Source organism: Sporosarcina soli (assembly GCF_042655805.1).
Taxonomy (GTDB): domain Bacteria; phylum Bacillota; class Bacilli; order Bacillales_A; family Planococcaceae; genus Sporosarcina; species Sporosarcina soli.
The window spans coordinates 299563-311314 of sequence record NZ_JBHSNO010000015.1 but is presented as its reverse complement, the minus strand read 5'-3'; the positions used below and the strand labels follow the sequence as shown (position 1 = coordinate 311314).

The following is an 11752-nucleotide window of genomic DNA, read 5'->3' as shown; positions in this document are numbered from 1 at the left end:
GAGATTCTTCACTATAGGGATGTTTAACTTAAGTTCGTACAAAAACCGAACAGCAAAGTGTAGAAAAGTATAGGAGGTCCCAGATGGATGCACTTCAGAGTGTTTTTAATAACAGGGAGATTGCATTAGGTGGCTGGGTTATCATAGCCATTATAGTCGGTCTCTTCACAAAAGCCGGAAGAAATTTTTTGAAGTCCGTCCTACCGATTGTCTTTAGTCGCAAATTCGTTGTTTTTTATATAGTATTTCTTGGCTTCTTTTCTCTAACTGTTTTATATCTCTATCATGCCGAATTTTGGGATTTGTCGTTATTGAAAGATACAGTCTTTTGGGTAGTGTTCATACTTGTACCGTTATTTGCAAAAACAATTGAGAATGCAAAAGATGGTCGATTCTTTGCAAAACTGATTAAAGACAATCTCGCAATTATCGTGCTCATCGAATTTATTCTGAATTTTTGGACGTTTAACTTGGCTGTTGAAATTTTAGCTATCCCAATCGCCCTTCTTTTTGGTGGGGTTTATGCAGTTGCATCAAGAGAAGAAAAAACAGTAATGGTCAAAAAATTCATAGATGGGTTATTTGTTATCTTTGGGATATTGGTAATAATATTTACTTTGTACAACTTAATACAACGTCCCGGAGAGATTTTAAATATAAAAACTTTGAAAGAGTTTCTTCTTCCTATTTTATTGTTGTTTATGAATCTCCCTGTAGTATATGGATTGGCCCTGTATAATACTTATGAGCAAGTGTTTGTAAGGGTAAAAGGTCAACCGAAAGAACAACAAAAAATTAAAAGACTACTCTTTCGATTCGCTGGAATTAATCTGACTAAAGTAACCTCGTTAAAAAACAATTTAATGCGTACCATAAATTTAAGCAGAACTGCCAAAGAATTAAAACAGAATTTGCGGGAATTCGAAAACTATTTGAATTCCCGTATAGGAGATAATTATATGAAAAGACCACGGTTTTACATTTTATCCTGTATCTTAATGATTATTATCTGCCTGTTAGGTATTATTGCAAGTACTTCTACTGTGGGGTTGAAAGACTTAGTGACTTTCAACTTTGTATTGGACATTGCAAAAATGAAGCAGATAGTGACTTATGTATTATCAACAGGACTAGCTATTTCTATAAGCTTTTTGATTTACTTCATTGGGTTTAGAAAAAGGAAATATGAAGAGATTTCTCAAATCAAAAAGTTTGCCTTACACGATTTGTTGTTTTTTATTAAGTATCAAAATAGGATGTTACGGGATTTTCCATCAGTTGAAAATCCTCAAAAGCTATTCGCCCAATATATATCAATTATATATGACATTAAAAGAGAGAGTGATAAAGCTATTGTTATTTATGACAACCTAATGACCAATTGGGAATTAGAAGCCATTAAACGATTACAGACTTACACAGCATCATTAATTTCAACAATTGGAATTGATGATATTGAAAGATATTGCGCAGAAGAGTTTGCAATTTTTTATAACGATAAAAAAACAACTTCTATTCAAAACGAAAAGATTAATATTTTCACTTCCGATATTGAAAGGGACATCAAGAAGTATTCAGAGCAGATCAAACTTTGCATGGAAATATTCAAAATCAGTAAATAATATTACTATTTAAACATTTGGTGAAACATGTCGGGAAATTAGGTAGGTCATTAACTGATGGACCAAAATTTTTCAACTTTGAGATACGCTGAACCGTGTAAATAATTTTATTATTTGTTATGAATGTAAATTACGTTGTGTAAAGCCAAATAAAAAACAGGTGCCTGTGCATCGAATAATTCAGGGGATTTATTACAATTGCATAAGAAAAGTTGAATTCAGTTATATCAATGCTGTCTTCCTTTTTTGTTTTAATTCATTTCTATGAATTGTCATAAATTTGCTTCGCACAGGCACCCAGTACCCAAGCTGAGCCGTCATTCTTATCATGATCACGTCGTGTTTAAAGAGTTGGCAACACCTAATTGGAAGCGGATCGATTTGTTGGCTGTTTCCCACTAGCATCGGGTTGCGGTTTTAATTGAAAACAAGTTTTTGTCCAATGAATCCGAGGGGCAGCTTGAGGAATATATCGAGTTTGTTCGAACGGAGTATGAAGGTTATAAAATCATCCCAGTGTTTTTGACGTTGCAGGATGAGGAGCCTACGCATGAGGACTATCTAATGCTTGGCTATTCGGATGTTTTGGACATCCTCAAAAATGTGACACCCACATAAATACCCAAGATACTCTATAAAGATCTCCTTAAGCTCCTCTTTCTCCTAAAATGGGTGCCTGGTACCGACATTATTTAAAGCAATTCAATGGGAATACTTAAATGCATTTAAATAATGTATTATTAAGTTGTTAAGTAAATATTTACCTATAACGGAGGTTGATTCAGTGTATAAGAGAATAGGCACATTTAACTTTAGTACATACTCGTCTATACCAGAAATAGATAATATAGTTAATGATTTTGCATCTAAAGCTTTAGATGAATTAAAAAATTCGATTTATGAACAGTATGTTTTACGAAATTTTGGATTCGAATTTTCAGAAGTAGAGAAAAGTTGGATAAGAAATGTATTAGAAGAAAATGCGGTTTTTGAATTAGATATTCCGAATGAAATGGCTTTAATGGTTTTATCTCAAATTCTCAAGATTGAGATGGAAGAATTTTTAAGAGTTCCCTTTAATAAATTTGATGATAATAGCAGCGAGAAGGTTGATGTACTTTTTAAAGATTTTGAAGTTGGAGATTCTACTATTAATTTCATAGATGTTAATACTATCTCCCAAAGAGAAGTCTTCAGTTCTTATCCAACTTATTTTAAACTTTATAGAGCTAGAAATGGCATTTTAAAGAAATTTAACCAAAGATATTATTCAAGTAAAACTCTGTCTGAATTGGTTCGAAACATCTATGAGGAATTCAAACAAGGTTTATATACAATTTGTTTAAACGAAAACTATCAAAGTTTATCTCAAGAGAGTTTAGAAAATATACTAAAAAAAGTTATAAACGAATATATACTTCAAATATTAAATGGCGTGAAATTAGGCAAAACTATGGAAGATGGGGAACGAGAAGCAAATAAAATCGAGCAAATAATTAATGCTGCAGATATTAAGACTAAAATATTTAATTCTTATAGTCCTAAATTCAAATCTAAATTTAGTGATACCTTTGATTCTGAATCCTATGTTAAATTAGCTGAAGAACTGATTGAAATAATTGAAAATTATTTAAATGAGCTCTCTCTATCAACCGAAAAAATCTGTATTGAAAGATATAGTGATTATAGAATGATTGTGTTAGGAGAAATATTCAGAAATTCGCAAGATGTCCTATTATTGATAGCTAATAGTATAGATATTTATAGCGGTAATTTGAAATCGGAGACAGTAAAAAAGGTTTTAAATGATAATTTAGCTATAAATGATTTTCAAATAGCCTTAAGAGTTGAAAATCTGGCTATTGACGAAAAAATTTATAAAAAACTTCTTACAGAAGATATAGAGGTCATTTCTCACCCGATGTTTTTAAGTTGGCAATCTGGCATATACGATAAACTTGGGGGGCAACAAAAACCAACTTTCATTGATATCCCTGATAGCGAAAAAGATAACTCAGTTTGGTTTCTTGTTAATGGTGTTTCTTGCGGAAAAAAAGATACTGAATTAGCTTATTCGTTTGCTAAGGATAAATTAGTAAGATATTTAGAGGTATTATATTATTTTGTTTCATCAGAAGATGAGTATAATTTTAAAATAGTTGACCCATATATATTATTCAATAAAACATCGGGTAGCCTTTTGTTAGGTAGAAAAGAATCTGGCCATAAAAGAACCAAAAAAGTTGATGATTTTTCTAATGAATTATTTTCGTTTTTAAACAAACTTTTATCTTCTCCTAAAAAAATAAGCAATAATTTAAAACAGTGCATAAACCTATACTATCAATTTATTAATAGTGAAGAGATATTTACCAAAGCAAAATTATTAGTTTCTATTTTAGAGATAATTTTTGATGTAAGAGACGATAAAAAACTTGCTTTTTATAGTGCAATTATTATTGCTGGTACAAATTATTCTTCTAATACAGAAAAAATAACTTATAAAACCATGAGAGAAATTTTATATTGGGATTTAATCGAATTTATAGAAGCAGCTAGAGATGAATCATATCTTTTAATGTTAGAGGAAACGATAGATAGAATTAAAGTGTTTGTTAAAAATATTTTAGGTACGTATATTTATAATATTCCATGGGAAAATGGAAAAGAAGATGATATAACAGATATTTTATGTTGGATATTACATATCAATCCAGAAAATGAGTACATTTACCATGGAGGCGTTCACAATGACTAATACGTTACGTATTCCGAACATTGGGCCTCTAGAAGTAAGAGAGTATTTCGATAACTTTATTGGAGAAACTATAAAAATTTATAGTCAACAAGATGAAGAGGTTGGCAAAGGGAGATTATCAATTGATTTTCACGCATTTAATATGGGATTGTATACGCAAAGTGGCGACCCTAAATTGAGTCTGACTATTAAAGAATTAGATATGAAAGCTTTAGACGATAATTATAAGCTTTTATCTATAATTACATTAGACAGTAACTATTATAAATTAGAAGTGAATATGATTGATTTAAAAAGTAGTGATGGAAGGTTGAAAGGAAATGCGGAATTAAATAATATTATAATTTCCTTAACAACCTTAGAGGACTATGAGGAATTTAGAATTTATACTCAATCGATTAATTGGGAAGAAATTAAATTACCAGGTGAATTTGCTGGAAAAGATAAAGTCGATGAAGCTGGAGCATTTGAAGCACTTTGCTTAGATATTATTAATGAATGGGGAGGGCAAAACCTCGAAATTATAGGTAAAGGGGCAGACAGAGCTAGAGATGGTTGTTTTAACATAGCTGCTTATTCATGGATACCTATTATAACTGATTACTCAAATAAATGGGTACTTCAATGTAAGTATTCTAAAGGTTATGAAAACCTGCAAATAAGTGAAATTTACGATGAAATAACAAAAGTGTTAATGCATAAACCAGATTATTTCTTACTAATGACGAACAGAAAAATTACTAGTGATTTTTTAGATTGGTTTAATACTTTGAAAGATACTAAATATCATATTCCATTTAAATGTATTCTAATTAATAAAACACAAATTGAACAGGTATTAGCTGAACCTAAAATGTCACATATAAAAAGAAAATACTTTGGATAAGATACATTGAAATTTATTTAAAGAATTTTAGGTGCCTGTGCACGACCTTATTCCGACAATTCAATACAATTGTATAGAAGATTATAGGAAGTCAGTCGAATCAAACCGCGCTTGATTTCGTGGTCGTATATTTATACTTTTTATCGAATTGTCATAATTGGGCTTTACACAGGCACTGTTCACTATTGAATTTGCATTTGTTTAAGAACCTAGCACTTTCGTAATTTTGGAAGAAGACCAAATCGAAAAAGTCCATGTAGATGTTGTGGACGAAGAAATTGTTGTAAGTAAAGCGTAAAAAAATAGAAGAATCCCTTCAGCTGTAAAAAGCCTGAAGGGATTTTGTCATTTGTTTGATATGCACTACATCTGTGCGCCAAATATGCCTAAGTACTGTTCCTGCAATACAAATCCATTATTTTTCCAACCCAATGTATTCATTATATAACCTAAGCCATCCGCATGATATCTTCCGGAAATTTTTTGATACGCTAAAAGCTCGTAGACCCCATTCGAATCAAAATCCACCGGATATAAACCGCTTAATGGATCCACAAAACCAGTTATTGGGCTTATCAGCTTGCCATTCCGATCATATATTTCATTTAAATAACTTGCATCCCTCGTCGATAGATCAATAATATATCTCTCGTTATTGGGTCTGCTAACAACTTCAACCTTATAATTATCCTGATAAGTGACGTCATATCGGAAATGATTATTATAAACATCAGAATCAAAAAGGATTTTTTCTTGATTACCGAAAAAGGAAACAATGTAATAGTTGATAATTCCACCACTGCCACCTGTATCAATACCGATTAGGATCTCATCTACACCGTTACCTGTGAAATCGCCCAAGAACAGGGTCGGATTATAACCTACATTATTATGAAGCGGAATACTTGTCACAGCACCAGTTCGGCCGTCCCTAACGTGAAGAGTAATATTTTGAATGAATGGACTATCCGCCGTTTTTGTGCCAGTCAAATAGATGTGATCAATGATTCTATCCCCCGTTACATCTCCACTCACAAGCGCAACAATTGTAGGACGCCCCATAGGAGACGAAAAGTTAGAGTTATTCATGATATGCCCCTTTTCATAAAGACTAACTTACATCTTATCCTATGGGGTATTGGAGTGATTGTTACTGGTTGTGTTCGATTGATTGAGTATTGCGGACAGAATGAGCCACCGGGATCTGTATCGATTTGATAAACAGATGCCTGTGCAACAAATGATTCAGTAAACTCACTGCAATCGTATAACTAAATAGCTGAAGTCAGTCCTATTAATATGGGTTTGCTTCCTTTTACATTTTTATTCAATTGGATGAATTGTCATAAATACACCTCGCACAGGCACCTAATCCAAAATAGAAACAGCCGTGATTCTTTCCTAAAGGATTACATATTATCCAAAATTCAGCACTTAACAAAGAATCCACTTCTGGTAACTTCTGTTAAGTGCTTATTTGTCGTTGTAAACCGAACGTGCATTCCATATACTGATAAAAAGAGGAGGGAACGGATGTGCGTGTGGAGTTGATGAAGTCGATGAATCGGCATTACGTTTTAGAGATGATGTACATTTCAAAAGACGGGACAATCAGCAAGCGAAGAATCGAAGTGCTTCAAGTAGGTGAGGTTTCATTCAGGGTCTATTGCTATTTAAGGAAATCCAACCGTACCTTTACAATCGACAACGTACTGGCACTCGTTCCCGTCATTCCAAGCGAACGGATGGTTATATGATGGACTACAGTAAATTTCCAAACCGACAGATTGCGTGCATAGATATGATGAGCTTCTATGCCAGCTGTATAGCTTCTTTGCACAATTTGGATGTCAAAACCGTACCCATTGCCATTGTAGGGAATCTTGAACAAAAGGGGGCCGTTGTCCTTGCTGCATCCCCTGCGATGAAGAAAAGGTTTCGGGTAAAGACGGGTACGCGTTTGTACGAGGTTCCGGATCATCCCGATATTCAGCTTTTCGAGCCGAAAATGGGCTATTTTCTTGAAATGTCGATGGCGATTACCCGGATTCTACACAAATACGTTCCCGCTGAAGCGATCCATGTGTACAGTGTTGACGAGAGCTTTATTGATTTAACTGGAACTGAAAAGTTATGGGGGGATCCGAAGCAAACCATTAAAATGATCCAACGAGAAATTGTTGAGACGCTGAATTTACCATCGACGGTTGGCATGGGACCTAATATGTTAATGGCGAAACTGGCGCTTGATTTGGAAGCCAAGAAAACGGGCTTCGCAAGATGGACATATGAGGATATTCCAAGAAAGCTATGGCCGATTCAGCCATTAAGCGAAATGTGGGGAGTAGGCGGACGGACGGAAAAGACATTAAATAATATGGGGATCTTCTCAGTAGGCGATCTTGCACATACATCACTCGAGAAACTTGAAAAGAAATTCGGTATCATGGGGAACCAACTTTACCATCACGCTTGGGGTATTGATCTTTCTGAATTAGGCGCCCCTTTGCTGGAGGGGCAAGTAAGTTTCGGAAAAGGTCAAACCTTATTCCGTGACTATGTCACACGAAAGTCGGTTCTTGTTGTCATGTTGGAAATCTGTGAGGATGTCGCCAGTAGAGCTAGACATGCAAGAAAAGCGGGACGCACCATTCATTTAAGTATCGGTTATAGCAAGCATTCTTTAGGCGGCGGATTCAGCCGCTCACTGTCAATAGAAGAAGCTACAAACGATACGATGAAAATTTATGATGTTTGCGTTGCGCTTTTCGATAAGTTTCATGATCAACGTCCCGTTCGAAAAATTTTCATTTCAATTACGAATTTGGAAGATGAAACATCCATGCAACTCAGTCTGTTTGAGGAAAATAAGTGGCGAAAAAGAAAGCTGGGCAGCGCCATGGATGAAATTCGTAGCCGTTACGGTTCATCAGCAATACTACGGGCTTCTTCACTTACGGAAGATGGCACTGCGATGCAGCGTTCGAAATTAGTCGGAGGTCACAAATCATGAGTCCTCAACTCGTTAATTGCTACGGATTCCCGTCATCATGAATGGAAAAGGTGGATGATTGAATGGCACCGAATAGACATATGAAATCTGTTGGAGAAGTCAAGGATCGGGGACGTATTAAATGGACTGCAATGATGCTCCCGGAACATATTAAAGAGTTGCGCACATGGCAAAACGAAGACGAACTGGTGAAGCGTCCGAAACTGAGTGAATTCGATTTACAATTAATCCAAGAGGAGCTAGATGTCGCTTATCGAAGGAAATGTGAAACACGCATTAAAACTTGGAAAGCAGGAGTCATTATCCAGCACCAAGGCTCAATTGAACAGATTGATGTAAGATTGATGTGTATTATTTTGCAGGATCAGATGGGAACAGTTCGTATACCAGTAACAGAAATAATTAGTGTGCAATGTGTAGAATGAGCAATAGTGGAGGGGGATTATACCTCCTCCAAAACATATGAAACGGTATTCAAAATGGCTATGTTAGCACCAACAAACTTAGTAGCCGGACTACGAAGGAACCCCCGCCAACTTTGTTTCATAGGGTCGGTTCTTTACCTTTTTATTTTTTTCTTTTTATAAGTTTTGAAAGTAGGGTGCTAAAAAAGTTCTTCTTTGGTGATTCGTTCTGCGGATTGGCTGGTAGAACAACTGGTACCGAAATTGAGTTTTTGGCCGAAGTCTCAACCCGTTTTTCTTCCGGCTGTTGTTGAAGTTTATTGAAAAAACGCCATATAATTTCTGTTGCATTTGGCCCCGAGGGGTCAGTGTAAGAACCATTCGGGCTTCCACCAGACCAAGTATGCCCCATTCTATCGATCATCCAAAGTTCCATTAACGGTTCGCTGCCCCCATCATTATATACATGCTGGGTATAGCTTTTTCCATTTATAATATCTGATTTGAGTAGGGCAGGGGTAACATCAGCAAGGCCAGTACCGCCTTCAACGAGAAAATTGGTTTGAGCCCATTGAGTGATAACCTGCTGGCCGTTAATGGGGTGGACCCTTGTATCACAGATCCCATGGAAAACAATCACCCTTATTTTTTTCTTATACTCTCCCATCTCTTGAAATGCACGGTTTCCGCATGCGTACGGGTCAGGCACGCCCTTCTCCATACTTTTCTCAGCTGCCATAGCCAGCGGATCGGTTAGTAAATATACATTGGCAGCGTCATAGGCTAGTCCCGAACAAATTCCAATACTGTTAAAGACATCAGGATACGTAGCAGCCAGAATACAGGCTAATGCTCCGCCTGCTGATAAGCCCACAGCGTATACTTTATTTGAGTCAATCTTGTAATTACTTTTGACCTCATTAATCATCCCATAAATTAGCTTGGGATGCCCCTTGCCGCGGTGTTGGTTGTCATCTAAAAACCAGTTCCAGCAGCCAATGGGGTTATATCCGGTCAAATCTAAAGGATTTAGCGGATGGTTCATATCAGGATAGAGGACGAGGAATTTTTCCTTTTCAGCAAGTGTGTTCATGTTTGTGCCTGCAGCAAAATCATCCGCATTTTGTTTACATCCATGAAGCATCACCAACAACGGAAACTCTTTATCTGAATTATATTCACTAGGAACATATAGCTTGTATTTAAAATCGCGATAAATAAAATTGAGAAATTCCCCCAAATCACTCAACCTCCGTTTTTATACTCTATTTTCCTATTTTATCTCGACGATTATCACAACATTTGTACTTGTTTTACTAGTCTAACAAAAATAAGTGACTTAGAGAGTAAAAGGAAGAGGGGAAATTTATAAGAGACATAACTTTATCATTTTGAGTAGAGTTAAACATGGTGTTACGGACATGCTTTTGAAACTCGATGAAATAGAGTTGGATTCTGTTTTGTAGCAGCATCTGTCGCAACTGGTCTGTCGATGTCATGAAGAATGGGGATAAGTTCTGGTTGATTGACATGGTACGGATGGAATGGGGTGTCTTGGTTGGCGGATGGAACAACTTGAAAAGGTGCCAGGCATCCGCACAATTCAAAGTTGTGCGAGTATCCTGGCACCTCATTAAGGGTACTTATTTACCTTCTTTCACAGATACCAATTCCGTGAAAATCTTGCCGTTTTTATCTGTACTTTTTATGATTCCGATTCCTTTTGCGAAGTATTCTCTGGAGCGGTCCGGATAGCGAAGAATGATGACGTTCTTAAATGTACCGGCTTTCACGGTTATTGTTTTCGACGTGCTTTCAATTAAAACCTTTTGTTCCTCGAACATCATAGACGAATCTAGTGTGTAAGCCCCTTGTTCCAATGGATAGGATACGTTGACGAAGATGAAGTCGGAACTCGATACCCCCATCAGTAGTCTTTTTCCGTCTTCGATGTAGGTAAAGTTCGATAAATGCGGGTAAAGGGGGCTTTTTTTATTATATAAGTACGTGTATTCATCCTCTTTTTCTACATAGAACGTCTCTTTCTTCTTTTCTAAGAACGATGGTTCATACGTGAGAATTAACCCTTCTTTAGGTGTCAGGCCACCAGTAACAGTCGTTAAAGCGGTTTTTGGGTTTTTCTTAGACAAAGCGGACGTATATACATATCCCTTATTTTTGCCGGCTTGTACATAGGACCATCCGTTTGAGGAAGACAATACAGTTATTTTCGAGTGGTTTTGAATTGTGCCGATTTTTTCCGCATTTTGTTTTGGTTCTACACGCAGGAAGATATCATTTTTCGCATTTACATACATTTCGGTTGTCGCTCCTGCGGTTGTATGCTGAGGAAAGGCATAGGAACAACCAAGGATCAACACCAACATTGCTAAGAGTATTTTTCTAATTTGAACCACTCCTTACTATAGTTACTACTAGACGAGGTTATGAACCAAGTTGTCAAAATAGAACATGTTATAGGGGAGACTGGGATCAAGATCGTCGTTCAGGAAATGAATGAACTAGTTTATATTTCTGTACCCCATAACTATGAAATAAATTCGGAACTATTATCGAATAATGACTGCTAGTTGCGTGCAAAACTACTTAGCAAATAAAAATATGAAGGGGCCAATCGCTTTGATGAATTGGCTCCCTTCTAGATTGTTATAACGCTGACAGTTATATGAATCTGTATTATCAAGCTTTTTCGAAGGATTATTATGGGAAGTGGTTATCTGCTGGTAATAGGACTTCGGAAGAGAGAATTGCTTACCATGAAAAAATTAGGATTCATTTGTAACAACATATGCTATGGTTAATCCTTTTCGAGGATATTGTGGAGTCTTTTACTTACTTTATGTTAACACCGTACAATGACAGCCCCCAGACGGTAGCAGAAAGCAAAGTGAACTTCTTTTATCAGTTTCCGGAGCTGGTCGAGTATCGAGCGTTTGTGCTTAAGGAGTTGAAAGATCGAAAAGACGGGATGTGGTCTTTTCATTAAAGATAAAGCCCTAGTATAGCCCATGATCTTTTATAGAGTTGGGAACGTATGTATGGTGCAAT

The 11752-nt window shown here is 36.0% G+C and carries 10 protein-coding genes; 7 read left to right on the top strand and 3 right to left on the bottom strand.

The genetic code is table 11. The features are described from left to right. The first annotated feature begins 83 nt into the window (after window positions 1-83). The 4 genes from ACFPRA_RS20485 (at window position 84) to ACFPRA_RS20470 (ending at window position 5266) form a co-directional block, all read left to right on the top strand. Window positions 84-1622: a hypothetical protein gene (locus tag ACFPRA_RS20485; RefSeq protein ID WP_381438827.1), complete on the top strand. Its 1539-nt coding sequence runs from the start codon at window positions 84-86 to the stop codon at window positions 1620-1622. Window positions 1623-2042: 420 nt separating this feature from the next. After that, window positions 2043-2240: a PD-(D/E)XK nuclease family protein gene (locus ACFPRA_RS20480; protein ID WP_381438932.1), complete on the top strand. Its 198-nt coding sequence runs from the start codon at window positions 2043-2045 to the stop codon at window positions 2238-2240. A 166-nt stretch (window positions 2241-2406) separates the two neighbouring features. Then, window positions 2407-4380: a hypothetical protein gene (locus ACFPRA_RS20475; RefSeq protein WP_381438824.1), complete on the top strand. Its 1974-nt coding sequence runs from the start codon at window positions 2407-2409 to the stop codon at window positions 4378-4380. Beyond that, window positions 4373-5266 carry a hypothetical protein gene (locus ACFPRA_RS20470; protein ID WP_381438821.1) on the top strand — a complete coding sequence of 298 codons (894 nt, stop codon included), beginning with the start codon at window positions 4373-4375 and terminating at the stop codon, window positions 5264-5266. Before ACFPRA_RS20475 ends, ACFPRA_RS20470 begins: the two co-directional genes overlap by 8 nt. Window positions 5267-5629: 363 nt before the next feature. On the opposite strand, the gene ACFPRA_RS20465 is transcribed toward ACFPRA_RS20470, so the two are convergent. Beyond that, on the bottom strand, window positions 5630-6355 hold the full coding sequence (locus ACFPRA_RS20465; protein ID WP_381438819.1) for a VCBS repeat-containing protein: 726 nt from the start codon (window positions 6353-6355) through the stop codon (window positions 5630-5632). A gap of 446 nt (window positions 6356-6801) precedes the next feature. Here ACFPRA_RS20465 and ACFPRA_RS20460 point away from each other — a divergent pair, with 446 nt between their 5' ends. From ACFPRA_RS20460 to ACFPRA_RS20450, 3 genes are all read left to right on the top strand, one after another. Beyond that, window positions 6802-7023, top strand: a complete 222-nt coding sequence (locus ACFPRA_RS20460) for a transcriptional regulator (protein ID WP_381438817.1) — start codon at window positions 6802-6804, stop codon at window positions 7021-7023. Then, window positions 7023-8279, top strand: a complete 1257-nt coding sequence (locus ACFPRA_RS20455) for a Y-family DNA polymerase (protein WP_381438814.1) — start codon at window positions 7023-7025, stop codon at window positions 8277-8279. The genes ACFPRA_RS20460 and ACFPRA_RS20455 overlap by 1 nt, the downstream gene beginning before the upstream one ends. A gap of 62 nt (window positions 8280-8341) precedes the next feature. Beyond that, the gene (locus tag ACFPRA_RS20450; protein WP_381438812.1) at window positions 8342-8704 is read left to right on the top strand and encodes a YolD-like family protein; all 363 of its coding nucleotides are present in this window, start codon (window positions 8342-8344) and stop codon (window positions 8702-8704) included. Window positions 8705-8846: 142 nt separating this feature from the next. Here the strand turns inward: ACFPRA_RS20450 and ACFPRA_RS20445 are convergent, their stop codons facing one another. Together ACFPRA_RS20445 and ACFPRA_RS20440 are read right to left on the bottom strand one after the other, a co-directional pair. Continuing rightward, window positions 8847-9923 carry an extracellular catalytic domain type 1 short-chain-length polyhydroxyalkanoate depolymerase gene (locus tag ACFPRA_RS20445; RefSeq protein WP_381438810.1) on the bottom strand — a complete coding sequence of 359 codons (1077 nt, stop codon included), beginning with the start codon at window positions 9921-9923 and terminating at the stop codon, window positions 8847-8849. A 403-nt stretch (window positions 9924-10326) separates the two neighbouring features. Further along, window positions 10327-11001 carry an SH3 domain-containing protein gene (locus ACFPRA_RS20440; RefSeq protein ID WP_381438807.1) on the bottom strand — a complete coding sequence of 225 codons (675 nt, stop codon included), beginning with the start codon at window positions 10999-11001 and terminating at the stop codon, window positions 10327-10329. Between the last annotated feature and the right edge of the window lie 751 nt (window positions 11002-11752).